This window comes from Streptomyces sp. NPDC058880 (assembly GCF_042742535.1).
In the GTDB taxonomy this organism is placed as follows: domain Bacteria; phylum Actinomycetota; class Actinomycetes; order Streptomycetales; family Streptomycetaceae; genus Streptomyces.
Genome location: NZ_JBHYMC010000046.1, coordinates 1 through 25,450, shown reverse-complemented (window position 1 = coordinate 25,450; position 25,450 = coordinate 1). Strand labels below are relative to the sequence as shown.

General features: G+C 69.5%; 21 protein-coding genes and 4 pseudogenes. 8 read left to right on the top strand and 17 right to left on the bottom strand.

Going from position 1 to position 25,450, the window contains the following annotated elements; genetic code table 11:
• The first annotated feature begins 62 nt into the window (after window positions 1-62).
• Both ACFW2G_RS23390 and ACFW2G_RS23385 read left to right on the top strand, forming a co-directional pair.
• On the top strand, window positions 63-887 hold the full coding sequence (locus ACFW2G_RS23390; RefSeq protein ID WP_384584066.1) for an ATP-binding protein: 825 nt from the start codon (window positions 63-65) through the stop codon (window positions 885-887).
• Window positions 772-2,199 (top strand): WD40 repeat domain-containing protein, encoded by a 1,428-nt coding sequence (locus ACFW2G_RS23385; protein ID WP_384584063.1) that lies wholly within the window; start codon window positions 772-774, stop codon window positions 2,197-2,199. The genes ACFW2G_RS23390 and ACFW2G_RS23385 overlap by 116 nt, the downstream gene beginning before the upstream one ends.
• Before the next feature lie 65 nt (window positions 2,200-2,264).
• On the opposite strand, the gene ACFW2G_RS23380 is transcribed toward ACFW2G_RS23385, so the two are convergent.
• Entirely contained in the window at window positions 2,265-3,257 is a 993-nt protein-coding gene (locus ACFW2G_RS23380) for a GlxA family transcriptional regulator (RefSeq protein ID WP_384584060.1), read from the bottom strand.
• Window positions 3,258-3,331: 74 nt separating this feature from the next.
• On the opposite strand from ACFW2G_RS23380, the gene ACFW2G_RS23375 reads away from it, so the two are divergent.
• The gene (locus tag ACFW2G_RS23375) at window positions 3,332-3,919 is read left to right on the top strand and encodes a cysteine hydrolase family protein (RefSeq protein ID WP_384452284.1); all 588 of its coding nucleotides are present in this window, start codon (window positions 3,332-3,334) and stop codon (window positions 3,917-3,919) included.
• A 165-nt stretch (window positions 3,920-4,084) separates the two neighbouring features.
• Here ACFW2G_RS23375 and ACFW2G_RS23370 read toward each other — a convergent pair.
• Window positions 4,085-4,267 (bottom strand): annotated as a pseudogene (locus ACFW2G_RS23370) (hypothetical protein); the annotation flags it as partial.
• A 269-nt stretch (window positions 4,268-4,536) separates the two neighbouring features.
• Here ACFW2G_RS23370 and ACFW2G_RS23365 point away from each other — a divergent pair.
• Window positions 4,537-5,361 carry an FAD-binding protein gene (locus ACFW2G_RS23365; RefSeq protein ID WP_384584057.1) on the top strand — a complete coding sequence of 275 codons (825 nt, stop codon included), beginning with the start codon at window positions 4,537-4,539 and terminating at the stop codon, window positions 5,359-5,361.
• Window positions 5,362-5,368: 7 nt separating this feature from the next.
• Here ACFW2G_RS23365 and ACFW2G_RS23360 read toward each other — a convergent pair whose 3' ends face one another.
• The 3 genes from ACFW2G_RS23360 to ACFW2G_RS23350 all read right to left on the bottom strand — a co-directional run bounded on the left by ACFW2G_RS23360 (window position 5,369) and on the right by ACFW2G_RS23350 (window position 7,133).
• Window positions 5,369-6,139: a hypothetical protein gene (locus tag ACFW2G_RS23360; protein WP_384584054.1), complete on the bottom strand. Its 771-nt coding sequence runs from the start codon at window positions 6,137-6,139 to the stop codon at window positions 5,369-5,371.
• A 91-nt stretch (window positions 6,140-6,230) separates the two neighbouring features.
• Window positions 6,231-6,518 carry a hypothetical protein gene (locus ACFW2G_RS23355; protein ID WP_384584051.1) on the bottom strand — a complete coding sequence of 96 codons (288 nt, stop codon included), beginning with the start codon at window positions 6,516-6,518 and terminating at the stop codon, window positions 6,231-6,233.
• 78 nt (window positions 6,519-6,596) lie between these two features.
• Window positions 6,597-7,133 carry a hypothetical protein gene (locus ACFW2G_RS23350; protein WP_384584049.1) on the bottom strand — a complete coding sequence of 179 codons (537 nt, stop codon included), beginning with the start codon at window positions 7,131-7,133 and terminating at the stop codon, window positions 6,597-6,599.
• A gap of 244 nt (window positions 7,134-7,377) precedes the next feature.
• Here ACFW2G_RS23350 and ACFW2G_RS23345 point away from each other — a divergent pair, with 244 nt between their 5' ends.
• A complete protein-coding gene (locus ACFW2G_RS23345; protein WP_384681033.1) occupies window positions 7,378-7,764 on the top strand; it encodes a hypothetical protein in 387 nt (128 codons plus the stop codon).
• Between the two features lie 763 nt (window positions 7,765-8,527).
• Here ACFW2G_RS23345 and ACFW2G_RS23340 read toward each other — a convergent pair.
• The 5 genes and pseudogenes from ACFW2G_RS23340 to ACFW2G_RS23320 form a co-directional block, all read right to left on the bottom strand.
• Window positions 8,528-8,938, bottom strand: coding sequence for a hypothetical protein (locus ACFW2G_RS23340; protein WP_384452302.1), 411 nt, complete (start codon window positions 8,936-8,938; stop codon window positions 8,528-8,530).
• A gap of 64 nt (window positions 8,939-9,002) precedes the next feature.
• Window positions 9,003-10,391 carry an RHS repeat domain-containing protein gene (locus tag ACFW2G_RS23335; RefSeq protein WP_384584114.1) on the bottom strand — a complete coding sequence of 463 codons (1,389 nt, stop codon included), beginning with the start codon at window positions 10,389-10,391 and terminating at the stop codon, window positions 9,003-9,005.
• A 138-nt stretch (window positions 10,392-10,529) separates the two neighbouring features.
• A pseudogene (locus ACFW2G_RS23330) lies at window positions 10,530-10,595 on the bottom strand (hypothetical protein); the annotation flags it as partial.
• Window positions 10,574-13,498: a putative T7SS-secreted protein gene (locus tag ACFW2G_RS23325; protein ID WP_384584111.1), complete on the bottom strand. Its 2,925-nt coding sequence runs from the start codon at window positions 13,496-13,498 to the stop codon at window positions 10,574-10,576. The pseudogene ACFW2G_RS23330 and the gene ACFW2G_RS23325, both read right to left, overlap by 22 nt.
• Entirely contained in the window at window positions 13,419-14,204 is a 786-nt protein-coding gene (locus ACFW2G_RS23320) for an ISL3 family transposase (protein ID WP_384584043.1), read from the bottom strand. Before ACFW2G_RS23320 ends, ACFW2G_RS23325 begins: the two co-directional genes overlap by 80 nt.
• Before the next feature lie 184 nt (window positions 14,205-14,388).
• Between ACFW2G_RS23320 and ACFW2G_RS23315 the strand changes: the two genes are divergently transcribed.
• Window positions 14,389-15,018, top strand: a complete 630-nt coding sequence (locus tag ACFW2G_RS23315; RefSeq protein ID WP_384452308.1) for a class I SAM-dependent methyltransferase — start codon at window positions 14,389-14,391, stop codon at window positions 15,016-15,018.
• A 31-nt stretch (window positions 15,019-15,049) separates the two neighbouring features.
• Here ACFW2G_RS23315 and istB read toward each other — a convergent pair whose 3' ends face one another.
• From istB to ACFW2G_RS23290, 5 genes and pseudogenes are all read right to left on the bottom strand, one after another.
• Window positions 15,050-15,820: an IS21-like element helper ATPase IstB gene (gene istB, locus ACFW2G_RS23310; RefSeq protein WP_384452311.1), complete on the bottom strand. Its 771-nt coding sequence runs from the start codon at window positions 15,818-15,820 to the stop codon at window positions 15,050-15,052.
• Window positions 15,817-16,500: pseudogene (locus ACFW2G_RS23305) on the bottom strand (IS21 family transposase); the annotation flags it as partial. The gene istB and the pseudogene ACFW2G_RS23305, both read right to left, overlap by 4 nt.
• Window positions 16,501-16,911: 411 nt before the next feature.
• Window positions 16,912-17,130 carry a hypothetical protein gene (locus ACFW2G_RS23300; RefSeq protein ID WP_384452314.1) on the bottom strand — a complete coding sequence of 73 codons (219 nt, stop codon included), beginning with the start codon at window positions 17,128-17,130 and terminating at the stop codon, window positions 16,912-16,914.
• Window positions 17,131-17,383: 253 nt separating this feature from the next.
• Window positions 17,384-17,634 (bottom strand): annotated as a pseudogene (locus ACFW2G_RS23295) (transposase); the annotation flags it as partial.
• A 237-nt stretch (window positions 17,635-17,871) separates the two neighbouring features.
• Window positions 17,872-21,123 carry an ATP-binding protein gene (locus ACFW2G_RS23290; protein ID WP_384584040.1) on the bottom strand — a complete coding sequence of 1,084 codons (3,252 nt, stop codon included), beginning with the start codon at window positions 21,121-21,123 and terminating at the stop codon, window positions 17,872-17,874.
• 501 nt (window positions 21,124-21,624) lie between these two features.
• On the opposite strand from ACFW2G_RS23290, the gene ACFW2G_RS23285 reads away from it, so the two are divergent.
• Both ACFW2G_RS23285 and ACFW2G_RS23280 read left to right on the top strand, forming a co-directional pair.
• Window positions 21,625-22,962, top strand: coding sequence for a DUF6777 domain-containing protein (locus ACFW2G_RS23285; protein WP_078557196.1), 1,338 nt, complete (start codon window positions 21,625-21,627; stop codon window positions 22,960-22,962).
• 342 nt (window positions 22,963-23,304) lie between these two features.
• Complete coding sequence (locus tag ACFW2G_RS23280; protein WP_384584037.1) at window positions 23,305-23,829, top strand: hypothetical protein; 525 nt, start codon at window positions 23,305-23,307, stop codon at window positions 23,827-23,829.
• A 522-nt stretch (window positions 23,830-24,351) separates the two neighbouring features.
• On the opposite strand, the gene ACFW2G_RS23275 is transcribed toward ACFW2G_RS23280, so the two are convergent.
• Complete coding sequence (locus ACFW2G_RS23275) at window positions 24,352-24,825, bottom strand: hypothetical protein (RefSeq protein WP_384452324.1); 474 nt, start codon at window positions 24,823-24,825, stop codon at window positions 24,352-24,354.
• Between the two features lie 61 nt (window positions 24,826-24,886).
• A complete protein-coding gene (locus ACFW2G_RS23270) occupies window positions 24,887-25,330 on the bottom strand; it encodes a DUF6262 family protein (protein ID WP_384452328.1) in 444 nt (147 codons plus the stop codon).
• Window positions 25,331-25,450 lie beyond the last annotated feature (120 nt).

Below are 25,450 nucleotides of genomic sequence, written 5' to 3'. Positions count from 1 at the left end.
GGTGTTGCCCGTGACTGCGGTGTGGCGGATGCTGGCCCGAGCCTGGGAATCGGGGGGAATCCATGGCCGCGGTACGCGGGAGCGGAGTGCTCGACGCCTCGCAGGTACGGATCAGGGGCGCTGACGGCGAAGTCGTGGGCGCCGGATTCCTCGTCGCTCCGGACCTGGTGTGCACCTGCGCCCACGTCATCGGCCAAGCCTGCGGGCCGGCCCACGTGGGCGGGTTCAGCGGATCGCCCGTCTGGGACGACACCCAGGACGGCGTGGTCGGCATGACGGTTGCCGCACACCAGGGCGACCGCACCGCCTACCTGTTGCCCTCCGCCGACCTGGTCGACGGGCGGGCGCTGCGGCCGCGCTGCCCGTTCCAGGGGCTGGCACCCTTCGCCGAAGACGGGGCGGAGTTCTTCCACGGACGCGACGACGACACCCGGCGGGTCTTCCGGGCGGTGTCGCGACGGCCGGTCACCCTGGTCGTCGGCCCCTCGGGATGCGGTAAGTCCTCGCTGGTCAGAGCCGGAGTGCTGCCGAAGGCGCGAGGTGCAGGGATGGACGTCTCCGCAGTGCGCGCGGTACTCGGCGTACCGGCCGCCGCGGTGCTGGCCCGGGCCCTGACCGACCTGCTCGATCCCGCACCCGGTGAGGTGGAACGGCTCGCCTGGACGGAGAAACTGGCCCGGCTGTTGGAGGCGGGCCGTGACGTACCGGCCGAGCTACGGTCCCGGCTGCTGGCCCGGCCCGGCGCCGCGCCCGCCGGGCACCTGCTCGCGGATGACCCTGGTGCAGTTCGCGCTCACCAATCTGCCACCCGAACTCGTCCCGGTCGCACGGGAACTGGCGACGGGCAAGCTCGTCGTCCTCTCCCCGGCCCCGGACGGCTCCGGTGAGATCGTCGACCTCGCGCACGAAGCCCTCACCCGACTGTGGCTGCAACTGAACAGGTGGCTCACTGACACCCGCGAGTTCCGCACCTGGCAGGAGCAGTTGCGCACCGATCTGCGGCGCTGGGAGGCCCATGGACGTGAGGCCGCCCGGCTGCTCGGCGGCACCGACCTGGCGGAGGCACAGCGGCGCCTCGCCGACCATCCGGACGACACCACTGCCGAGGAGACCGACTACGTCCGGCTGAGCACCCGGGCCGCCCGGCGCGGCGCCCGGATTCGACGCGCCGCCGTGGCCACGCTCGCCGCCCTGACCTGCCTCGCGGCGATCTTCGCCCTCCTCGCCTGGCAGGGGCTGCGGCGCACCGAGGAACAACTGCGCGTCCAGGCGGCCGGCCTGCTTGCCCTGGCGGCTGACGACATGCCGGGCCGCGAACCGGCCACCGCGCTGCAACTCGCGCTCGCCGCCAGGAGCACCAAACGGACCACCAAGACCGCCGAGGCACTGCTGCGGCAGTACGTACGCCAGCCGGACCTCCTGCACTCCTACCCCTCCGTCTGGGAGGGGAACGTCAGCGGCATGGACGCCACCCCCGACGGCCGGACCCTGGTGGTTGCCGCCCGGCCCCTCGGGGGCGGCGACCGGTACGTGTTCACCCTGGTCACCGGCGTGCTCGACGGCCGGATCCGGACCCGGAGGCTGGGCGGAGAAGTGCAGGCACGGTACGAGAGCGCCATCAGTCCCGACGGCCGCCTGTTCGCCGTGTCCTCGCCCGATGCGATACGGCTGTGGCGCCTCGACAGCCCGGACCACCCCGAGACGCTCCCGCTCCCCGTCCGTGCGCTGCCTGATGGCGCGGGCAGTTCTGTCGACTTCAGCTCGGACGGAACCCGCCTGCTGCGCACCCTCACCGACCACACGATGGAGTGCTACAACGGGACCAGGCCTTGCGTGGCCGCGTTCGCCGACGCGTGGGAGGTGCCCTCCGGTCGGCGCCTGACCGTCGCCGCCGACCTGCTGCCCCGGACCCGTGTGGGGGAGGTCGCCTTCACCGGCGACGCCGATACCGTGGTCATGGGCATCTCCGACCCCAAGGCCCCGCAGCAGCTGACGGTCAAGGACCTCGCCAGCGGCCGGACGCTCTACACCGCGGGACCCTCCCCCGACGCAGCGATGGCCAGCTCGATCCGGGCGTCGGAGGGACGGTGGGGGTCGCCGAACGGGTCCTCGCCCAGCACGTGGAGGCGGCGGTTCCATGAGCCTCTTCAGCGGCTACCCCAGAGGGGCCGTGACTCTGTGGGGGCGACCGGTCTCTGATCTGCAGTAGTGCTCAGCTCTTGCGGATCCGCCCATCACCTGATCGGTGGCCGTTCTGAAGAGGCTCAATGGCTGGGTGCAGAGGGTGGTTGTTCGGCGAACGAGGTGCGGTAGGCGCGTGGGCTGGTCGCCAGACGGGATGTGAAGTGCTGGCGCATGGTGACTTCGCTGCCGAAACCGGATCGGCGGGCGACCTCGGGCATGGGCAGGTCGGTGCGCTCCAGGAGTTTCTGGGCCGTTGCGATGCGCTGGTCGACAAGCCAGCGCAGCGGGGTGGTTCCGGTGGCTGCGGCGAAGTGTCGGGCGAAGGAGCGGGGGGACATCCTGGCGCGGGCGGCAAGCGCGGCAACGGTGAGTGGCTCGTCGAGATGGGCCAGGGCAAAGGCGCGTACCTCGGCCAGTGCGTCTGCGGCGCGGTCGGTGTGCGGTGTCGGATGTTCGATGAATTGGGCCTGGGTGCCGGTCCGGAAGGGCGCGGTGACCATGGAGCGGGCGACTGTCGCAGCTGCCTCTGCGCCGTGCGTGGCGCGCACCAGATGCAGGCACAGGTCGATGCCGGCAGCGGTGCCGGCGGCTGTCCACAGATTGCCGTCCTCGACGAACAGGGCGTCCCGCTCGACCCGCACCTGTGGGTGTCGGGTCTTCAGTAGGTCGGTCAGTGCCCAGTGGGTTAGCGCCCGGCGGCCGTCCAGCAGTCCCGCCTGGGCGAGCGTGAACGCGCCGCCGCACAGAGCGGCGATGGCGGTGCCTCGGGCGTGGGCGCTGCGTAGGGCTGCGAGGACGGGCTCGGGTGCTGGGGTGATGTGGTCGTCCAAGCCCGGTACGAGGATCAACTCGGCGCGGGGGAGCCAGGCGAGGGTGCGATCCGGCGTGAGGGTGAGCCCACCGCGCATCGGTACAGGTTCGGAGCCCGCGGCTACGCGGCGCAGCTCGAACGCGGGGCCCCCGCGGTCGGTGCGGTCCGTACCCCACACCTCGGTGATCACCGAGACATCGAAGGCCCGGATGCCGGGGAAGGCGATCAGGGCGATGCGGTGTGCCGGTGCGGGTCGGATCATCCTGGCAGTAAATCATCGATCGCTGTCTTTTCTCCTCCTGTGGAAGGGCGCACCAGGGCGGCAGGATCGTGGACATGGAGATCACACAGAACGCGGCGCTGGTAGTGGTGGACGTGCAGAAGGGCTTCGACGAGTCGGAATTCTGGGGCCCCCGCAACAACCCGGCCGCCGACCAGAACATCGCCTCGTTGATCGCGGCCTGGCAGGACACGGACCGGCCGGTCGTCTTCGTACGGCACGACTCGAACAAGCCCGGCTCGCCGCTGCGGACCGGGTACGAGGGAAACGAATTCAAGGACTACGTCGAGGAGCGGCGCGGCAAGGGCGGCGGGCCGGAGCTACTCGTCACCAAGTCCGTGAACTCGGCGTTCTACGGCACCCCCAACCTTGACGACTGGTTCAAGGAGGCCGGCATTACCCAGGTCGTACTGACCGGTATCCAGACCAACATGTGCGTAGAGACCACCGCCCGCATGGGCGGCAATCTCGGCTACGACGTGCTGGTCGCCCTCGACGCCACCCACACCTTCGACCTGACTGGCCCGAACGGCTGGCATTCGACGGCCGACGAACTGGTCCGAGCGAGTGCCGTCTCGCTGCACGGCGGGGGCTTTGCCCGGGTGGTGACGACCGGCGAGCTGGTGGCCGCCGTCCGCCCCTGACACCCCAGACCAGGGGCGCGGGCCACCTCCGACGCCCACCCGCGCCAACTCGACCGCTCGCAGGCCAGGTCAAAGACTCGATCACAGTCACATTGCTGTGACTGAGCGCGATAGTTGGCCCGTCGGGCCAATGGGATGCTCAGATCCAGCGACGCCCGCGAACGGTCAGCCGCCGTGCAGGCCCCACACGTCGAGGCCGCCGTAGACGTGGGCTTCGAGACATCGAGGGGCGTCGAGACCGATGGCTTCGCCGCGGTAGACGGCGATCAGCGATCCCCTGCCCCGCCACCAGGTGTCGGTCAGGCCCTGTACTTCAGGTACCGGCTCGTAGCCGGCGAGGTCCAAAGACCTTCGGTGGTAACGGAACGTCGCGGTCTTCACTTTCGGTACGGTCTTGCTGGTGAGAAGCGTTGACCTGGACATTTATCCGGTGGGGCGGCTGGATGCCGGGAGCGGTCAGTCCCGTGGACTGTGCACCGTGGAGGCCGGACGGATACCCGCCCCAGACGCGTCCGAGCTCGTTGACCTGCAGAGTGTTGCGATCTCCGCCAGCACAGCCATGACGTAGCGCAGAGCAACCACCGAATGTGAGCCAGAGCCGAACGATTTACAGTCCCATGGCCACCCGCGGCATCCGCACCCGCCACACCGCCGACGGTCAGGTCGAGGTCACCGTCGCCGCCGGCCACCCGTTCACCAAACTCGTCGCCCACACCGTCGCCGAAGGCCTGTCCGGCATCGAGTACCTCGGCGGGATCCCCGGCACCGCCGGGGCGGCACCGGTCCAGAACGCCGGAGCGTACGGGCAGGAGATCGGCGACCGGCTCACCGCCGTCACCGCCCACGACTGGACCACCGGCCGAACCACCCGGATCCCCACCGCCGAGTGCGGATTCGGCTACCGCACCAGCCGGTTCAAGCAGCAGCCCGGCCGGTGGACGATCCTCTCCCTCAGCCTCCACCTGACCCCCTCCACCGCGGCGGCCCCCGTCATCTACCAGCACCTCGCCACAGCGCTCCGGGCCCCGCTGGGCAGCAGGCCCCCGCTTGCCGAAGCGGCGGCCGCCGTACTGCACGACCGCGCCGAGCGAGGGCTGCTCCTGCCCGATACCGGTCACGACCACCGGCAGGCCGGCTCTTGCTTTCTCAACCCCACCGTCACCGACGACCGGGCCCGCTTCCTGCGCAGCCAGGGTGCCCCCGTCCACCGCACGCCCCTGGGCGCCTGGCGGGCCAGCGCGGGCTGGCTGCTGGAGGCCTGCGGCTACCGGCCCGGCACCACCATCACCCGCGGGGTCTCCTGCTCCACCCACCGCACGCTGACGCTCACCGCCCAGCCCGGCGCCACCGCGCACAGCTTCCACAGCGCACTGGCGACGATGGCCGGCCACGTACGCATGGCCACGGGCGTACGGCTACAGGCCGAGCCCGCTGCGGTGTGACCGCCACTCACTCGGCTACGAGATCGAGGCACTTCGCGGCGTGCAGTTCCTCCAGTGGCACCTTGTGACGCTTGGCCCCCCAGACGTACGCATGGACGGCCACGTCGGCATGACGCACGACAGAAGCAAGGTTGTTCAGCACACCGACGACCCGCTCCACCCCGAGATGGACCCGTCCCCCGACATGGGCGTCGTGGAGGAAGTCGGCGGCGTCCTCGGCATCAGCGTCCCGGAACTTCTCCACGGCCTCGTCGTCGCGTAGCTCACCGTTCTGGTGGGTCAGGAGGTGCCGTAGGTCCCTGGCCCACTCGACGTCGGGTGTTGCGACGGCGCTTCCGAGAACCGTGTGCGCGGTGACCAGGGTCTTCCAGCCCGGGGAGGTGAACCCCTTCGGAGTCTTCAGGCGCAAGATATGAGTGCCCGTCTTGCCGTCGAGGGTGACGCTCCAGCCCTCGATGACCTCTTGGGCTGCCTTTTCGAGGTAGACCTCGAATGCCGTCACGCCGTTCTTCAAGACCGAGGCCTCCACCATCCACTGGTGGGAGAACGGCCAAAGGCCTCCTACGGCGTCGTGGAACATGTCGACGTGCTCGTCGCCGTAGTGGATCTCTGGGTCGAACACCTCGCTCAGCGTGTCCTCGGCCTGCTTCCACTGATGCTCGTAGGCCTCCGCTGACCACTGGGCCGTCAGCTTCAGAAACGCTCGGTTCTCCGCATCGGTCTTGCGCCAGTCGTCAAAGGCCCGACTCACCGTTCCATGAGCTTCGTCCCAGGTCATGGGACGAGCGTAGGAGCAACGGACCGACCGGCGTACCGAGTTTCGGCACCGAGGTCGACGGGGCCCCGCAGGCGCGCATGGGTACGTGGCATCACCCGAGGGGGATGACTCCGCCTTGGACCAGGGGGGAGCACTCAGGGCATTCCTCAGGGTGTCCAGCAGCGCGACACAGCGAGTCGGTGCGGGCGTTCTCGACGCCCTCCGTGCTCCACCACAGAACCTGCGCGATCTGTTCGACGTCCACGGGACTGTAGCCGTAAGGAAGCGCGGCCGCGATCGAGTCGGACAGCGCAGCATGCGCGTTCTGCCACGCCTGGAGGGCCTGCATCATGGTGGCGCGGTCCGTACGGATCCGCTGCATTGCGGTTGCGGTAATCACGCGATCAGCCTGCCAGCCCGGAGCGGGGCGCCCGTGGAACGGCGAGCATGAACATGGGCCTCGCAATGGTGATCATCGCTAGGTGCTGCGGCACAGCTGCGTGATCGCCGGGTTCGTGACTCCCTGGGAGGCCCGGCAGAGGTCTGCCATGTCCACCCGGCCCGGAGCCGGGGCGGGCGCGGGCCGGTAGCGCGGCGGGGCCGGCGGGCGGGCGGTGTGGACGCTGCGGGTCTTCGGCCTCGGCTTCGGTGCGGAGGCGCCGGTGCGGGGCCGCGTGGACTTCGCGGGCGTACGCCGCGTCGCTTGCGTCTGCGCCGCGGAAGATCGTCGCTTCTCCGTCTTCGGCGCCGTGTGCCGCTCCTCCCGCGGGCGAGGGGTCGGCTGCACCCGGTCCGGGGTGGAGGCGTTCTCAGTCGGGGCGGCCGGGGTCGGCAGCGTGGTCAGCGGCAAGGAGCCTTCGGCAGGCCGAGACCGGTCGGGCGGGGCGGACGCGGCCGACGCCGGGGCTGTGCCCGTGCTCGCGGCGGGTGGCTTGTCGTCGGCCGGAATCACGGAGACGCACCCGGACGTCGTCAGCAGGGCGACAAGCAGCAGGGGCAGGGTCCGACGGTGCATCCGACCACTCTGGCGCAGACGGCATCCGGCCCCTCACAGGCACGCCCGTGTCCTCGCAGTTGGTGGGGAGGGGCGGGCCGGATCGCCGGGACCAGCCAGCCACGTCGGAGCGATCGTCGCGCTCGTCACGGTGCGCAGGGCCCCGTGAGGGCTGCTGCTGCGACGCACCCGGGCAGCGCTCTCCGGGATGGGATTCAGCCCTGATCTGTCTTCCGCCCACCAGGGCCACCGCCGCGCGAGGGGAGTGGCCCTCAGCTCCTCGGGGATCGGAGCCAGCCGCGTCTACACCTCAGAAGGCCGTTCCTCTGACGAGGACGTTGTCGAGCTTCAGCTCTTTGAGGACGGCGGGCTGCGGCTGCTCATGACCCGCCTCTCCGATGCCGCCTCCAAGCCGTACAGGTCGCCGGGTGAGGACGAGCAGGTCATCTTCACCCGGCACATGCTGGACCTGATCCGTCTGATCTCCGATGACGTGGGCTATCACGGCAACTGGGCCGTGTCCGTCGGAGCCAACCGGCTCCGCGGCCGCCGCCGGTACCAAGGGCGGTCGGGTTTTCTCAGCAACCACATGTACAGCGCCGACACAAGCCGTTCCCGAGGCAGAATGGCGGTCCGCTGCTCGGCTCGTTGAATCGGCTGTGCCGACAGAGAGGCCCACTGCCGGGCCCCGCTGCTGACGTACGCGACCCCAAGCCCTTCGGCGAGCCCGAGGCGAGCGGGGTGGGGGAGCGGTTCAAAAGCCGCTTCCCCCCTTCTCCACCCACTGCGCCCGGGAGGCCAAGCCGCGCCGGAACGCCGCCTCCGCCTTGTGCCCGGGCTTCTTCGAGCCCTGAGGGCGCCGGCAGGCGCCGAAGCGAGCTCCGTATGGGCGGCGGCCGTCACCGGGTGGGCCGCGCCCCGCACGCCCAGTGCCTCCAGGCGGTCGCGTTGCTGTGGCGGAGCAGCATGTCGGCCATCACGTGGCCGCTTCTGGGCTCCCGGGTAGAATCCGGCCGGTCGAACCGCAGCGAGTCAGAGAGGAGTGAAAGATGAGTTTGTCCGGATTCCCGCGGCGGCGAGGTTCTACAGCAGATGCCAGCGGTCGGCGACCTCCGTCGCGTCGGGGGCGGCTTCCTTCCCAATAGCGCTCCCCGCCAGCTGCCGGAGCGGTTCCAGGTAGTCCCGCCGCTCTCCGACGACCGGACAGCGAGGGTGAAGCGGTCGTTGCGTTCGGACCCGGGCCGGGTGGGCGAGGAGAACAGCAGCGGACCGCCGGGCAGCTGCAGCAGCGAGTCGGAGACCGGCGGCGCATCCACATCGCGCACCGTGGTGAAGCCGAAGGTTGCGAGGCATACAGCCGTCCCGCCTACCACAAGGTGGGGACGAAACCCCGGCGAACTGGATAGACAACAAGCTCAGCGCCAGGTGTTGGTGTCCACGATCTCGCCGGTCTCCAAGTCGATACGGCCCTGGAAGTCACCTGCGTTGCGCGTGACCATGATCACGAGCGGCCGACCGTCCTGGGGGAAGGCGGTGTAGAAGCCGTGCACGTCATTCGGATCCCTCAGCAGGTCGTGCGGCGGGTGCAGCCGGAACCGCTCCGAGCCGTCGGCCCGGTAGACCACCGCGTTGTCCGACGGGGTGAACGGTGCGCTGTTGATTGCTTCCACCACCAGCACCAGCGTCTCGTCGTACTCCCGCCACGCCATGACGTCCTGTGGCGGAAGCTCGTACGACTTCTCGACGTTCCCGGCGGGGCCGCTCCACCGGATTGTGGTGTCGCCTTGGGCCCAGGTGACCACGACGCCGGGATTTTCTTCTGTCACTTGGGGATCTCCGTGGGTGGGCCGACTGGGATCAGTCGGGCTCGGTCTCCGAATTCCATGATCTCTATTTGAGTCCCGCCGCCGGGCAGATGGCCAAGCTTCGGGTCCATCTGGGGTCCGATGATGCTCTCCTGGACGAGGATTGGGTCACCGTCCGAATGCGGTAGCGCTGCAGGAGCGAGACGTCATCCTTCCAGTCGGTGCGGACGGCCAGCTGATCTCGAACATACTGCTGGTTGGGGACGCCGTCGAAAGTACCGAACCCGCCCGGTCGGGTCTGGCCCTGCGAGATCACCATGTTGAACTCCTCCCCGGGCTTGGCGAAGCGCGCGAGGATCGGCGACCCCTCCAGGTGCGGGGGTTCACGCCTGGCCGGGGGAAGGGCCTTCTGCTCCTCGCCCTTCTCCGGGCAGGGGCTGAGGCCCAGCGGGTCCGCCCACACGAGCGGGTTGATGACGTAGGCGACCGGGTTCGGGGACGGCGCGAGCCCCAGCGGGTCGCCCGCCAGATAACGGGCCGTCTCGGGGTCGTAAGTGCGGAAGTAATTGTGGTGGAGGCCGGTCTCGGGGTCGTGATATTGGCCCGGGAAGCGCAGCGGGGTGTAGGCGGAGGCGTCCCGGTTCCAGCTCGTCGTGCCCCATACCGTGGAGCGGGTGCGCCAGGCGACCTCTCCCTGCTCGTCGATCAGCTCGGTGGGCGTGCCGACCAGATCGGTGACGATGGCGAAGAACCGGCTGTCGATCTCCTCCTGCGCGGCCTGCGACGACCGGCGTATGGACTCCACCTGGGTGAGCGGGTGCAGGCCGGAGTGCGTCCAGCTGAGCGTGACCTCGTGCGGGCTGCCCGCCGAGCGCGTCGTCTGCTCGATGAGGGTCGGCCCGTCCCACGTGAAGACGGTCTCCTCCGCGACCTCGTCAACCCTGTCCGGCTGCGCCGACGCTTTACGTGAAGCGTCGATCGACGTGAGTCTCTGCTTCGCGGCACGGCGGCCCAGCGCGTCGTAGCGGTAGCGCCAACGCGTCCCGTCCGGGGTGGTTACCTCGGTGAGCCGGTCGTCCGCGTCCCACGTATAGCGCCAGGTGTCCGGCTTGCGGGAGAGCCGGGTCTTCTGCCGCAGGGTCACGCGGCCCTGGGCGTCGTGCTCGTAGCGGACACGGCCCGCTCGGGTGATCCGCGTCCCGGTGTAGGTGCGTTCGCCGGTGGCCTCGGCGCCCAGCTGCTCCGGCCAGGAGGCCGAGGTCTGGTTGCCCGCTTCGTCGTAGGCGTAGCGCTCCGACCAGGAGGCGGCGTCCACGACGGTGATGCGGGAGGCCGAGTCCAGGGTGAAGGTTCGCGGCCCCGTCGCCTCGTCGTCGATGGCCAGCAGATTGCCGTCGGCACGGTAGCTGTAGCCGCGGCGCAGCAGGGTCCGCTGGTTCGAGCCGGTGATGTGCCGGGTGGTGAGCCGGCCCACCGCGTCGAAGGTCTGGTGCAGCGTTGTGCTGTCGCCGATGCGCCGGGTCAGTTCACGGCCGACTGCGTCACGCTCGAAGGTCAGGGTCCGGCCCGAGGCGGTGATCTCGGTGCAGTGGCCGCCCTCGTCGTAGGTCCAGCGGGTCTGCGCCCCGGTGGGGGTGGTCAGGCCGGCCGGTCGGCTTAGCTCGTCGTACGTGTAGCGGACTGTACGGCCGTCGAGTTGCTCCTCGACGAGTCGGCCGTGCCGGTCGCGGATGCGGAGCAGCCTGGTGCCGTCGGAGGAGACGGCTGTTGCCGGCAGGTCGAAGACGTCGAACTCGAAGGTCGCCGTTCCGGTGGGGGAGGTCTTAGCGTCAGGCCGTCGAAGTCGGTCTCCGAGGTCAGCCGTCCTGCCGCGTCGTACACGTACTCCCAGGTCAGGCCCTGGGGGTTGCGTACGCCCGTGAGCCGCAGCAACGCGTCGTAGGTGTACTCGTGGCGTACGCCGTCGGGACCGGTCCGGGCGGCGAGGAGGTCGAAGTGGGTGCACTCGAAGCGGGTCACACCGCCGGCCGGGTCGGTGAAGGCGGTGCAGTTGCCCTCGCCGTCGTACGTCCACACCGACTCGGCGCCGTCCGCGTTCACCCGGCGGGCGGGACGGCCCTCCGGGGTCCACTCCACGGTCGTCACCCCGCCGAGCGGGTCGGTCACGCGCACCGGGCGCCCGAAGGCGTCGCGTTCGAACCGCGAGGTGGCGCCGAGGGGGTCCGTGATCGTGACCGGCAGACCGGCCGCGTCGGTGGTGAAGCGGGTGACGGCGCCCAGCGGGTTGGTCACCGTGACGACGTGGCCGCGTTCGTCGTAGGCGAAGGTGGTGACGGCGCCTGTCGAGGTGGTGAGCGAGGTGCGGTTTCCGCGCTCGTCGAAGGTCTGGCGGATGATCGTGCCGTCGGCGTTGGCCACCCGTACCGGCAGGCCCAGTTCGTCGTACTCGGTGCCCGCGGTGCGGCCGTCGGGACGGATCGAGCGGGTGATCCGACCCGCCTCGTCGTACTCCTGGAGCGAAGCGGCGCCCAGGGCGTCGGTACGGCTGATCACGCGCCCGGCGCTGTCGTACTGGTAGCGGGTGACAGCGCCGAGCGGGTCGATCTCGGCGACGACCCGGCAGCCCTCGTCGATCACGTAACGGCGCGTGTGCCCGTCGGCGGTCGCGACCGCGGTGACACGGTGGCCGGTCGCCGGGTCGCGCTCGTCGTACGAGAGCGTGAGGGCGAGGTGTCCCTCGGTGCCGCCTTCCGCGACGCAGCGGTCCTGGTCGTCGTAGGCGTAGTCGTAGCGACTGCCGTTGGTGTCGGTCCAGGACGTGATCCGGCCACGCTCGTCATAGGCCAGCCGCAGGGGCAGGCCGGAGGAGTTGACGACCTCCGTCAGGTTTCCGTCGGTGTAGCCGTACGCGAGGACGCGCGGGCCACCGACGAGGTGGAGGGCGGTAATGCGGCCCTCGGCAGTGACGAAGCGCAGGTGGTAGCCGCCGGAGTGGGCTATCCCCAGCGGGGTGCCCGCGTGGTCGTACTCGAAGGTGATGAGGTTGCCGTTGCGGTCCTCCAGCTGGGCGATCGCCGCGAGACCGTCCCCCTCACCGTCCCAGCCCGCCGCCGGCGAGAACCGCCGTATTCGGCCCGTCGCCGGGTCGGTCAGCGTCCAGTCGCCGTCCGGTGTGCGTTCCAGCGGATGGCGCGGCCCGGTTGCCGGGAGCACGGGCAGGCCGGGCGCCGGATGCGGGTAAGCGACGAGAAGCCCGTCATCGCTGACCAGCACCACGCCCTCGGCATCGATCTCCAGGTGCTGGTCGATGGTGGAGGCCCAGGACGGGCCGAACCAGCGGCCGGCCGTGTACCCGGATTCCGCACGGCGCGTGAAGACCAGTGGAAGCGTGCCAGGCAGGACCAGGTCGGTCTGCGGCAGGTACATCTGCCCGGTAGCCAGGTCCACCGGGTCGGTGCAGCCATTGATCTTGTCACAGTCCGGGGTCTTGTGCACATTCGGACCGTCGCTGTCCAGCCCTTGGCGCCCGGGACCCTTCGGTACGTCGTTGGCGGTCTTGGCGGCCGTAGCCGCCCTCTTCGACGGGCCGAGGCCCTTGGTGCCGGCGAGCTCCGGCAGGAGTTTGCCGATGCCTTCGGCGGGGTCCTTCATGAAGTCGTCGAGCATCTGCTTGCCCGCGCCCATGGGGTCATTGACCGCCACGACCAGGCCCGCGACCGTCGAGTTGAGGTTGGTCCGGTACTCCGCCGGGTGGGTCAAGTTGTACGGGTCGAACGGGGTGACCGCGCGGACGAAGTTGACCAAGCCCGCCGTGCCCTTGAGGACGCCGCCCGCCAGGTGGGTCTCCGCGAGCTCCAGGTAGTCCATGCCGTCACCGAACTGCTCCGAGTACGAGGGCTTGGGCGGGGCCGCGTCGCGGGCCGCGCGGACCGCCGTACTGGCCGTCTCCGCGACATCGTTGCGCTGCGTGCGCGCGGTCTTGAGCTTGTCCTCGGCCGCCTTGAACAGCGGGCCGGCAGGGTCGGTGAAATCGTCCGACGGCCGCGGCGGCAGCGTGTCCTTCCCGGCCCTCACCGCCGTCTTGTAGTCGATGATCGACTTGTTGTAGGCGGTGCGCGCGTCCTGCGAGACCTTCTGGGCGTGCTTGTACTCCGCCAGGGCCTCCCTGGCCTGGCGCTGCGCCCACTCGACGGTCTCCGCGAAGCGGCCCATCGCGTCGGCGGCCTTACCGAAGGCCTCGGCCGCCTTGAACCAGCGCGGCGGCTCCTTAGCCAACGCCTCCCGGAACGCGTCCGCCGACGCTCCCTTCAGCCCGTCGCCTTCCAGGCCCTTCAGGCCGTTTCCGACTAGGGTGAAGGAGGACTTGAAGTCGTTCAGGTGCGAGACCTGCGCGCGGATCTTGGAGACGCTGCCGTAAACCAGTTTGTTCGGGTCCTCGGTCTGCCCGAGCTCCAGCTCCGCAACGTCCGCACCGAGCTGGTTGGCGGCCGAGCGGCTCTTGTCACGGACCCAGTCGCCCGCCTCGTCGAGACCGACCTCTTCCGCCACGCCAGCGAGCTTGTCGCCGCCCGACTCGATCACATCGCCGAGGTCCTCGGCCAGATCCTCGGCCCCGTCCTCCCACGAGTCCGGTACGAAATCCCGCCAGCCCATCAGTTACCGCCCCGCTGCGGGCGCCTTCGGCGTAGGCACCGGCCCGGTCGCGGCAGATCACTTCGACCTCGGGGTGGTCGCGCAGCCAGGTGGCCAGCGGCTCGGCGTCCCGGCCCGGCAGCACATCGACCGGGCGCCGTTCTTCCAGGTCCACCAGGATCGTGGCGTAGGAGTCGTTCTTGCGCAGCGCGAAGTCGTCGACCCCAAGGACGCGCACGCTGGCCTGCGGCAACTCCGGCAACGCACGGAGAAGTTCAAGGAGTTTGTCCTTGGCGACGCGGATGCTCAGCGCGGCCGCGAGCCGCGCACCCGGCCGACCCGCCAGACATGCCGCGATCGAAGTGAGCAGTGTGCTCAGCACCGGCGTGTACCGGGCATGCGGGCTGGTCAACCCCTCGACCTGCTCGACGAACGTCACCGCCGGACACTGCGGATTGAGGCACTTGAACCGGCGCACCACGAGTTCGACCACCGTCGAGGCTCCACCCAGGGGCGCGTCAGCGAGCCGGCGCGCGTACCGGCCGTGCACACGCCACGACACCACCCCGCACCTTGGGCACCTTGCCGTCGGCCCTGCGGAGTGCGCGCAGAACGTGACCGTACCGGCCGCACGCTCGATCGACTCGACAACCACACCGGCTAAATGCGGTAGCAACCGTCCCAAACCCCCTGAACCGCACACCCGGTAGATGCCCAGTTCAGACTGGGTACGTCACAAGATCCCCGACAGAGCCGGTAATGTGCAGAGCTGTTAGGGCCTGTCCCCGGCACGGGGCCGGAGAAGCTGCGAACGTGCGCGGATGTTAGCTTCGCTTCCCGTGATGGAGCACCAGGACGACACCAGGGCGGCCTACGACGGGGTCGTCGAGCTGTATGCGTCGCTGTTCGCTAATCGGTTGGAGACGCAGCCGTTCTCGCGGAACATGATCGGCACCTTTGCCGAGATGGTGCGCGGGACGGGGAACCCGCGGGCAGCGGACGTCGGGTGCGGCCCGGGACATCTGACGGCCATGCTGCACGACCTGGGGCTGGACGCCTTCGGGCTCGACCTCTCTCCGGGCATGGTCGACCACGCCCGGCGGGCGCATCCTGCGCTGCGGTTCGACGAGGCGCGGATGGAGGACCTGCCGGTCGAGGACGGCGCGCTCGGCGGCGTGCTGGCCCACTACTCGATGATCCATACCCCGCCTGAAGAATTGCCTGCGCTGCTCGCCGAGCAGGTGCGTGTCCTTGCGCCGGGCGGCCTGCTGCTGGTCTCGTTCTTTGCGACCGACGGACCGGAGCCGGTCCGCTTCGACCACAAGGTAACGCCCGCCTATAGCTGGCCGGCGGACCGGTTCGCCGAGTTGCTGGCCGAGGCCGGGCTCACCACGTTCGCCCGGCTGCTCCACGACCCGGCCTCCGACCGGGGTTTCCTCGACGCCCACTTGCTGGCCCGCCGCCACTAGAGCGTGCCGCGTAGTCTTTGGGCGGCAGCGCTTAAGCGACTTCGGTCTCTCGCTCGATGGCCTTGAGGCGGTTCTTCAGGCGGTAGCTGGGGCCGTTGATGGAGATCACTTCGCAGTGGTGCAGGAGGCGGTCGAGGATGGCGGTGGCCAGGACCTTGTCGCCGAACACCTGTCCCCATTCACTGAAGGTCTTGTTTGAGGTCAGGATGATCGAGCCCTTCTCGTAGCGCTTCGAGATCACCTGGAAGACCAAGTTCGCCTCGGCTCGTTCCAGCGGCTGGTATCCGACTTCATCGACGACGAGGACGCTGGGCCGCAGGTAGGTGCCGAGCTTACTGGTCAGCCGGCCGGCGGCCTCGGCGGCTTTGAGGTGGCGGACCATGTCGTCGAGGCTGGTGAAGTAGATCGAGTAGCCGGCCCGGCAGGCCGCGACCGCTAGGGCGACAGCGATATGCGTCTTGCCCACCCCGGGCGGCCCCAGCAGGGCGGCGTTCGCCTTGGCCTCGACGAACGACAGGGTGGCGAGGTCTTTGACCTTGCGCGGGTCGAGGTCGGGCTGGAAGGAGAAGTCGTACTCGTCCAGAGTCTTGTGGTGGGGCAGCCGGGACAGCCGCAGGCCCTGGCGGAAGCGGCGGTCGTCGCGGACGGCAAGTTCCTCAGACAGCACCAGATCGAGGAAGTCGAGATAGCCCATCTTGCCCTCGTCAGCCCGCCGGATGTACTCGCTGATGGTCTCGGTCAGGTGGGGCAGGCCGAGCTTGTCGGCCGTGTTGCGGATGCGGGTGGAGACCAGCTCGCTCAAGACATTTCCCTCGTGCTCGGGTGGGTGGTGAAGGGACGGGTGCCGGTCAGTTCGTCATAGACCGACAGTGGACGGCGGCCGACCTCGATGCGGGTGGCGGCAGCCCGGTTCAGCAGGGCCTGCAACAGTCCGGCCTCCTCGCCCAGAGGACGTTCGCGCCGGGGCTGGGGGACGTCGCCGGTGGTGGTGCGGCGGCCCTTGCCGGTGGGCAGGCCGTCCCAGTGGGTCTCCTCGACGACCCGGACGCCGCGGCCGACCGCCCGAGGGTGCATGGCCAGCAGCGTCTCGCCGCTGGCGTCCGCGGCGGTCGAGTGCACCATGATCTTTGACTTCGTGGCCCGGATCTCGACCAGCTGGCGGGGGCGGACTCGGCGGGCGGGCACCGAGTAGAGGTTGCCGCCGAAGGCGACCAGGCAGTCCTTGCCGACCGGCCGCAGATGCCGTTCGACCACCAGATAGGGGGTGGGCGGCAGCGGCTTGAGAGCCGCGTGGTCACGGGCCGCCCGTTCGCCGATGACCTCCCGGTGCGTCTTGTGGATCTGGGCCCGCCGCTGCGGCACCCAGGCGGCGAAGGCCGCGTCCTTCTCCTCGACGGAGGAGAAGGCCCGGCCGGACAGGACGTGGTCGCGGACGATGAGGACCTGGCATTCGACGCGGCCTTTCCCGGTGGGCCGGTAGGCGTCGGCCGACTGCCGCGACGTCGCCGAGCGGGTCTCGCAGTACAACGCCCGGAACACGCCGCCGACCCGGAGCCCGCGATAGGTGCGCCGACTGGCGCCGCCGCCGGCCGCTCAGGCGGCTGGGGAGGGAGCGTGTTTCTGGGGTTGTCCCGCCGGGCGGGCCCGGCCCCGCCGCTGTTACCGGAGGAGGTGGGTGGCTGGGCCCGTGTTCCGGGAGCTGGGGAGGGTGCTGTACGGCTCCCTGGTGGGCGTCGGTCCGGCCGTGGACGAGGCAAACCGGGGTCGCGCTGAGGGCGCAGACGGACGGGCTCAGGTGTGGATGCGGTCGTTGGTGCGTTGTGGTGGTCGGCGCTCTCGGCGGAGCTTCTGCCGGGTCCACGGCCCCGCGTGACTGGGCTGCTGCCCAAACCATCATGCCGCCAGCCCCTCCGTGTGGAAGGGGTCGTTGAGCTTCACCGTAATGTCGACGTCGCTGTCACCGCGGACGTTGGTGTTGTTGGGATACGAGCCCTTCGACGCCACGGTGATGTCGAGCTCCTCGAACGGCTCGTGTCGGAGCACCGCCTGTTTCACCATGCGCTCGGCGCGTTCCAGCCGGAGCTGTTCGGAAGCATCCGGTGGCTCTTCCACTTGTTGATCAAAGCGATCCGCTGTTCATACGTCAGCTGTCGTGCCATGAAGGCATCCAGGCTCCGGCGCGCCTGCGCCGGCTGACAGCGTATGAGCGGGCACTGACAGCGACTCACCGGTGGAATGCAACCCGTGTGGACCCTGCAGGGCCAGCACGTCGTAGTGCCGATGGAGGATGCGTGCCGTCCACGGGGCCGCGTCTGACCCCCGGCGTAGGGTCTGTCAGTCGAACGTGTAACGAGGGTGGTTGGGGTTACTGGCGTGTTGCGGAGAGGCGGCCGTCGAAGGTGATGCCGAAGGCGTTCAGCGCGGTCTTCCGGCGCATGGTTCAGCGGGCCTGACGACGGCCGGTGGGGTCGAGCGACATGATCGCCGTGTAGACGCGTTTCAGGGCGGCGGTCTCGTTCGGGAAGTATCCGCGGGCCTTGACCGCGCGCCGGATCCTGGCGTTTCGATCGCGTTGGTGGTGCAGACGATGCGGCGGATCTCGGTATCGAAGCGGAGAGCACATCATGAGAAGCTCCTCGCGGCGGTGTCTGCGCCCCGCCTGGTGCAGGACCGGTCTCTCCGCACCTCTCGCTGGAGCGCCTGGAGTACCTCACCGACGCGGTCGGGCTGCGATCGGCGCTCTGCCCGGCGCCGAAGCTGCCGCCGTCTTGGCACCGGCACTCCGGGAGGAGGCCTGATCTGCCACGCCCGTGGCGCTCGACGCCGGAGTCGAGCATGACTGCCGCCTGGTCCTCAACGGCCTTCTCCCGGTTCCCGCCGTGAGCGGGTGGTGTTGACCCGCAGGGCAGTGATGTCGCCGATGAGGTCTACGGCAGCGGCGGAGGGGCCGGGCTGGCTCAGCCGATCGGCGATCGCCAGCGCCTTCCCGGCGAGGGCTGCCGCCTCTGTCAGGACACCCCGGTCGCGTTGGACGACTGCGAGGTCCAGGCAGGTCAGCGCCACGTATGGCCAGGCGCCGAGGGCCTGGTTGCGGACCAGTGCCTCGCGTAGCAGCTTCTCGGCCTTCTCCGGGCTGCCGGCGGCCAGGGCCAGACGGCCGAGTTCACGACTGACCGTACCGGAGAAGTAGGCTGTGGGCGTGCCGAGCGCTCCCGGGTACCGCCGGAACAGCACGAGCTGGTCATACACCAGCTGCGCAGCTTCAGCATCGCCGACCAGTTCAATGAGGTCGACTAGGTGCAGCAGCACCGCTGGCCACGTCGGGTTCGTCATCGGGATCGGTAGCACCGGGCGCAGTTGGGAGTACATCCCCCGCGCCTCGTTCAGTCGCCCTGCAAGGAACAGCGCCCGCGCCCGCGCGGACAGGATGAGCGGGCTTCTCGGAGCGCGGTCGAGGTCACGCCACATCTCCCTGGGTAGTTCTGCGGGGTCCCCGCGAATCAGGGCCAGTTGCAGGCACAGCACGTAGTTCATCCTGATCGCCGTCTTGTCTCCGCTGGCCTCGGCGATCTTGGCGGCGTCCGCATTGCAGCGGCGGGCGGTGGCGAACTGTCCTTTCAGCGCAGCGCGTGCGGCGCTGACGCGCAGCAGATGCCAGCGGGCGAGCGGGAGCGGAGAACGGTCCGCGATCGCCTCGATGCCGCCAATCGCGTCGTCCACCAGTTCCAGGAGACCCATCATGTAGCCAGCCTGGATACGCCACTCGTGGCCGAGCACCGCGGCGAGCGGGTCGCCGAGCTGCTCGGCGCGGGACACGGACTGCTCACCCAGGCGCAAGCGTCCGGCTGTGTCGTCCGGATGGGCCAAGGTCATCTCCATGGCCCGGGCCGCGTCGAGTTCGGCACGCAAGTCACCGGTGGCCCTGGCCAGACCGAGGGCGGCTCGGGCATGCCCGGCCGCCGTGTCGGGCGAGCCGAGATCGGCCGAAGCAGTGGCGAGCTGCGCGAGCAGCCGAGCCCGTACGGCGCCCGGCATGTCCTCGACGGCCAGCGCCGCCTCGCACAGTTGGCTGATCGCCTGGGAGGCCTGCGGGAATGTGACGCCCTGGAGTACCAAGGCGATCTCGGCGAGCAGGGCAGGCTGGTTGGTCGCGTTCGCCGAGTCGGCCGCTTCGGTGCAGTGGCGCAGGCTGGCGTCGTAGAGCCCGGCAAGGAACTCGGCGCGGGCCAGCTCGATGAGCGCCGGTGCGCGCTGCGGGTCCGTCGGGACGAGTACCGCGGCGGCGTCCGACAGGTGCCGGGCGGCATCGGCGTAGGCGTGCCGTTCACAGGCCTGATCCGCGGCGATCCGGGACCAGTGCGCGGCGGCGGCACGGTGGCCGGGCTCCTTACCGGCCCGTCGCCAGTGCGCGGCGATGCGTGCCGCCTCGGTGGGGTCCCCGGTCCTTTCCAGTGCCTGAGCGGCGGCTCTGTGCAAGGCACGGGCGACGGCTGGGGCGGTTCGGCCGAGCATCTCGTCGCGTACCAGATCGTGAGTGAAGCGGTAGATGCGTCCAGCGTCGGTGGTTTCCACCACGGTCAGGACACCGGCGTGCCAGGCCGCCTCCAGTGCTCGGGCGATGACGGTCTCGCCCAACTTCGGCAGCACCGCGGAGAGCTGAGCCGTGTCCGGCCGTTCGCCGAGCACGGCTGCGGCGTCCATGACTTCCCGCTGCTCAGCGGTGAGCCCGGTCAGCAGCCCGCTGACGATGGTATGGAGGTCGCCCGCGTGCGTGCGCAGTGCTGAAACGAGCAGCGGCAGCCCACCGGTACGCCGGTACGCTTCCGCCGCGTCCGTCTCGCCGACGCACTGGGCGACCTCCTCCCGGGTGAACGGGACCAGACGCAGTGTGGCAGCGTAGCGGCCCAGGTTCGCCAGCGCCCCAGCGGCTTCCTCGGGCCCGGGTTGCCGGAAGGTGCCGAGCACGAACAGTCCGCACTCGGCCGCCTTTTCGGCCACCTGCCACAGCAGGTCAAGGCTGGCGGTGTCGGCCCAGTGCAGATCCTCCAGCACGATGAGCAGGGAGCGTCTGGAGGCTGCCATGGCCAGCGACTCGCATAACCGGGCCAGCTCCTGAAACCTCGCTGCCCGCGCATTGACCGGCTCTGTCACAGGCCACAGCTGCCGTCCGGCCGCGGACGCGGCTCCCGGCGGTGGCCCCGTACGCTGCGCCGGTACCGCAGGGGTGACCCCCGCAAGGCGCAGCGCTTGTTGCCAGGGCCATAGCGGTGGCGCTACCGCATCCCGGGGGCAATGGCCCCGTGCGACGGTGAAGCTTGCGGAATCGGCGTGGCGGCGCAGCACCTCGGCCGCAAGGGTGCTCTTGCCGACGCCTGCCGGGCCCGCAAGCAGCACGACGGATCCGCTGCCGCGCGCCGCGCCTTCGATCCGCTCTCTCAGAAACCCGAGTTCACTTGCGCGCCCGACGAAGTCTTCCCACCCCGGTAGCATCCTGCAGCCGCGTAGGACGAGGTCCTGCCTGCCACGGTCCAGTGGAGGCAGGGATGCCCCCGACGCTCTGCTCGGACCGCCGCTGTCGGCATGCATCTCACCGGGCAGCTTCTGACTGACGTCCATCCGGTCGGCAACCCCGGCTGGACCGAGGGTTCGCCACGATTGCGGATGGGCACTGGCCAGACGGTCTGGCCGGGTTCCCGCCGACACTGGGCCGGGCGCCACCTGCTCGGCCCGCTGATCCTGCCCGGGTGACTTCTGGGCCCGTGGCCCGGAGTCGGGCGGGGAAGTGCGGGCGGAACGCAGCCACCGCCGCCACTGCTCTTCGTCCAGAAGTCCTGCGCTGACCCCATCGGCAGGGATCTGCCGGCCGCGGCGGTGCTCGAGCAGCACCCGGACCAGAATCAGGAACGCTGCCTCCGACTCGGGCAGGTGCCGTCCCTGCTTCCAGTCGCTGACCCGGCGTCCCGAAATCGGCCGGCCCCGCCCGGCGGGCCGGCGCCGGTTGGCTTCGGCCACAGCACTCTTGATCGGAAGATCGGCCGTTTGTGCGAGCAGCTCGCTCAGTCGGTCGGCGAACACCCGTCGTGGTGTCGGATCCGCCTCTGCCATGCCCAGCCCCCAGCAGACCGCAGTATCCGGACCGGACCGGACCGGAAAAAGCCATTGCAGGGCTTCATCAGCAGCGATGCCCCGGCCGTGACGGAACCGGCACCGATCTTCCACGCACCGGATGCATCAATCGGTGCGCACAGGCCGCCCGGTCTGCCCTGTGCCGTCCTTGCGCTTGACAGGGACGGCCATGCGCAGCGCGGAGCAGCCGCGCGAAGGAGATTTCGCCACCACAGCGAAACCAGTATGGGGGAGGAGAACCGTCATGCGCGCTCGATCGCATCGATGTCTTGTGACCTCCTTGGCCGTCGTGCTCCCGACTCTGTCCGGCCCGCCTGTGCCTGGCGATCGGGCTGCCCGCACAAGAAGGGGACACCCCGCTCCGCGGCGTCGTACCGGATGAAACCCGCGCTGCCTCTGCCTGCCCCGTGACCCGCAGCGTGCCGGCTGCCGGCAACCCCGACTGCCATACGGACCGACATCCATTGAGGAGGAATTGACATGAAACATCCACAGGTGATCAGGCGCAGGGCTGTCGCCCTCGCGGCGATCCTCGTTGGCCTAGCAGTCATCACCACGGGCTGTGCCAAGATCGCATCCCAGGGAGTCAAGGTCGCCGTACGGGCGGTGGCCCGGGGCGTTCCGACCGCCGCGCCGTTCTTCGAGGCGGCCCTCAACCTGGGGACAGATGCCCCGGTCGGCAAGACCCTAGCCCTTGAGGGCGGAGCGAAGAAGGGCAACCAGCCCGGCCTGTACGGAGGATCGCGGAACAGCAAGAGCTGCGACAAGAACAAACTCGTCCGCTTCCTGAAGAATCCGGGGAACCGCCAGAAAGCAGTCCAGTGGGCCAAGACGCTGGACATTGACGTTGACCGGATCGAAGCATTCGTGGAGAAGCTCACGCCTGTGGTGCTGCGCAACGACACCCTCGTGAAGAACCACGACTACGAGGAGGGCGAGGCGGTCGGCTTCGACGCCCTGCTGGAGGCGGGCATCGCCGTCCTGGTCGACACCTACGGCAAGCCGGTCGTGCAGTGCAGCTGCGGCAACCCGCTCCGTACTTTCGAGCACGACGTCGACAGCGCCGACGTGACGTTCGACGGAAACGGTAGGGGCAACGGAAAGAAGTGGAAGGCGTACGATCCCAGGAAGGTCGTCAAGGTCGAACCCGTGGCGGAGAAGCAGCCGGTCACGACGTACGAACTGGTCGACATCGAGGAGAAGGACGCGGGCCTCAAACGGCGTGTCGGGACGGACGGTGCGCAGGACGAAGCACTGCCGGAGGACCCCAGCGATGGGAAGGACCCCAGCACCCGGATGCCTGAAATTCGCGTTCCCGCAGTGAAGGGCAGGTCGGCCCAGGAGGCGACGCAGATCCTCGAGGACCAGGGGCTGCGGGTACAGACGAACGACGGAGCGTCCGGCAATGCCGCCCCCGGTACGGTCCTCGGCCAGGACCCGGCCGCGGACGAGCAAGTTGCCCCGGGCACCACCGTGACGCTCACCCTGGCACCGGGCCCGAGCCCGTCCGGGACGGTATCGTCCTCCCCACCTCCTCTGTCCTCCTCGCCGACCAATGGCCCGGGTACAACCCTCGTGACCGCGCTCGCGAATGCAGCGGTCCGCAAGTCCCCCTCGTCCACCAGCCCCAAGGTGAGCTCCGTGGCAGTGGGAGGCCGGTACCCGGCAGCCTGCTACCGCTACGGTGAAACCACCGACGGTCACGGCTCCACGGGCGGCATATGGGTGCAACTCCGGCTGAAGTCAGGGGGCCTCGGCTGGGTCACAGGCACCGCGTTGCAAGAAGCCCCGACCGCCGCGGGACTCAGACAGTGCTGAGCAGGGCCTGGCGCAGCGGTGCATGATCCGTTCCGGTTCCCCGCAACCTCAGCCGGCACCGCGCACTGTGCGTGCGCGGTGCTGTGACCGTCAGGTGCTCGCCGCCGCGCCGTCGCCGGCCGGCCGCAGTCCGAGCAGCCAGCCGACGCAGCCAGTCCCGCCAATCGGTAGCAGCATCAGCACCCCGGACCCAGGCAGATCGGCGGCCGAGGAGACAACGGTGCCGACGTCAGTAGGTGTTGTCGTACCGAACCTGAGACCGGTGTTTTCGCTGGTCAGGCATAGGTTCGGTGCTCTCGTGGGAGGGGTGGCTTGTCGTGTCGTCGTGCCTGGGGAGGCCGGATGTCTTCGGTCGTGGGGTTGCTCGAGCAGCGTGAGCTGGGTGCTCGCCGTCGTGTGGACGAGCTGCGGGAGGAGGCCGACCGCGTCGAGGCCGAGTTGGCCGTGGCCGAGCGGGTATGGAAGGAGTGGGTGATCGCCCGCTCGCGGGTCGGCGAGGTGCTGGGTCCGGTGGACGAAACCGCAGATCACGCACGGACCGAACCGGCGAGGCCGGCGCAGGGGCAGGCGGCGGAGGCATCGTCGGCGTCGATGGCAGCGAAGCCGAAGGCGCAGGTGCCGGTGTGGCGCGAGGGGCTGGACGCGTCCGTGCCGTCGAATGACTACCAGCGCATCCTGCAGGCCCTCGCGGACCGGCATCGCCTTCATCAAGGGCCGCTGACCTGCCAGGAGATGGCGGTCTTGTTCGGCCTGGACGCGGTGCCGTCAAAGATGGAGGCGCTGCGGTCGAAGGCGAGGCGTCTGGTGGCGGGGCTGGCCGAGCGACAGCCGGGCCGGTTCACCCTTGCGCGGAACGTGAGCGGGTAAGGCGACGGGTCATGATCATGCTCATCGACCACATGATCATTGCCTCGGCGCTGGTCGTGGATCGTTCGAAGTCGCGCACCAGGCGGCGGCTTCGCATCAGGTGGGCGAAGAGCCGCTCGACGATTCACCGCTTGGGCAGCACCACGAAGCCGCGCGTGTCGTCGCTGCGTTTGACGATCGCCAGGACCAGGGGGCGAACGCGGTCAGGCAGTGCTCGACGAGGCTGCCGGTGTAGCAGCCGTCGGCCCAGACGAGTTCCAGCTGGTGGTGGGTGCCGGCCACCTCAGCGAGCAGTGCCTTCGCGGCGGCGCGATCTCCGATGTCCGCTGCGGTGACCAGGACGAGCAGTAGGCCGAGGGGTCGACCACGATGTGCCGCTTGCTGGCATTATCTTGAGCTTGCTCGATGGGGAAGGCCCGGACCTGGGCCGATGCGATGTGGACAGTGTCCTCGACGCCGCGAAACGAGAGGCCGTTCCAGGGCCGGAGATTGTCTCGTTCGGTATGTCATCCGTCGTGTCGGTCAGCTGGGTGACGTCTCGACGGTCACTGCTACTGAGCGGTGCCGAAGTTGGGCTGCTATGAGCTCCATCTCGACGAGAGTGCCCACCAACCCGGTCGTTCTCAGCTCCTCTGCCATCGCTCGTGCTTGTGCCAGAGACAGCTCGTGTACTTCTCGCAGAACGCGGAGGACGGTCACTCGGCTCGCTTCGGGTTCGATCAGCCGGAGTCGGGCAGGCCCGTGTTCCGTCAAGAGCGCCTGGCGGATCTCCTCGGGAGTCGCGCCGCCGCTGTCCTGCTCGCACCAGGCGACGGGGCAGCTCTGGCAGGCCCCCTCCGTTCCCCACCACAGCCTTCCTCGGTCGATGAACTGGCCGGTGTCGCGTATCAGCACGCCGCCGCAGGCTGCGCATAGCGTCGTGATCTTCACGCCCTGGGTGATCACCGTGCTCCTCGTCATCGAACCTGCCCGGATGCTGCCGTATCTGCTCACCATCGTCGACCACATTTCCTCGCCGGCGTCTTGGCCGTGGAGGCAGGTGCTGTCACGGGACAAATCATCGAGCTCTGGGTCCGATCGCTCTGGGAACTGGTGGGTCTGTCGTGACGTGCACGCTTCGGACGTCGGCAGTGCGGCGTTCGCCGAGTGCGAGGGCGAGAGCTTCCCGAAGCTGCCGGTTTTCTGCTTCCAGCTGCCGGTTGCGCGTGGTGGCGGCCTCCAGGCGCCGAAGCAGGGAGAGGTCGGAGGCCCGTTGGCGGTCAGGAACTGGCCGGGTCGCGGGGGCGCGGTGCCGGGCTCGCAGGCGTTCGATCTCGGCCCTGAGGTCCGGCTGGTTGTAGAGCCAGGACCGGGAGACGCCCGCTTCGCGGGCGACGGTCTCGAAGGTGATGGCGGTGCCGGTGGCGTCCATTCGCCGCAGGACGATGACCGCACGTCGTCGGGTTGCCGCGGCACGCCGGTGGGCCGCGGCGACGATGAGGTAGGAGTTGTCAGTCGGCATCGGTGGTCTCCTCGCGCTCTGAGAGGACGTTAAGTCCGTTTCTGGTAGCAGCCTCGTCCGGGCTGGGTGAGGAAGCCTTGGCGGGTGAGGCGTCCGAGGCGGCTGCGGGTGATGTTGACG